Source organism: Pseudoalteromonas lipolytica (assembly GCF_001306915.1).
Lineage (GTDB): Bacteria > Pseudomonadota > Gammaproteobacteria > Enterobacterales > Alteromonadaceae > Pseudoalteromonas > Pseudoalteromonas simplex.
In genome coordinates, this window is the sequence record NZ_LJTC01000059.1 from 1 (window position 1) to 553 (window position 553).

Below are 553 nucleotides of genomic sequence, written 5' to 3' on the forward strand. Positions count from 1 at the left end.
CGTAAAGTACTATCCGGGAGACACACGGCGGGTGCTAACGTCCGTCGTGAAGAGGGAAACAACCCAGACCGCCAGCTAAGGTCCCAAAGTCATAGTTAAGTGGGAAACGATGTGGAAAGGCCCAGACAGCCAGGAGGTTGGCTTAGAAGCAGCCATCCTTTAAAGAAAGCGTAATAGCTCACTGGTCGAGTCGGTCTGCGCGGAAGATGTAACGGGGCTAAACTATGCACCGAAGCTGCGGATTCAAAATTTATTTTGAGTGGTAGGGGAGCGTTCTGTAAGCCGTTGAAGGTGACCCGGGAGGGTTGCTGGAGGTATCAGAAGTGCGAATGCTGACATGAGTAACGATAATGCGGGTGAAAAACCCGCACGCCGGAAGACCAAGGGTTCCTATCCCATGTTAATCAGGGTAGGGTAAGTCGACCCCTAAGGCGAGGCCGAAAGGCGTAGTCGATGGGAAACGGGTTAATATTCCCGTACTTGGTATAATTGCGATGGGGGGACGGAGCAGGCTAAACAAGCATGGCGTTGGTTGTCCATGTGAAAGTGAGTA

The 553-nt window shown here is 52.1% G+C and carries 1 rRNA gene; it reads left to right on the forward strand.

What is annotated here, in order from left to right:
• Window positions 1–553: ribosomal RNA gene (locus AOG27_RS21040) — 23S ribosomal RNA — on the forward strand; the annotation flags it as partial.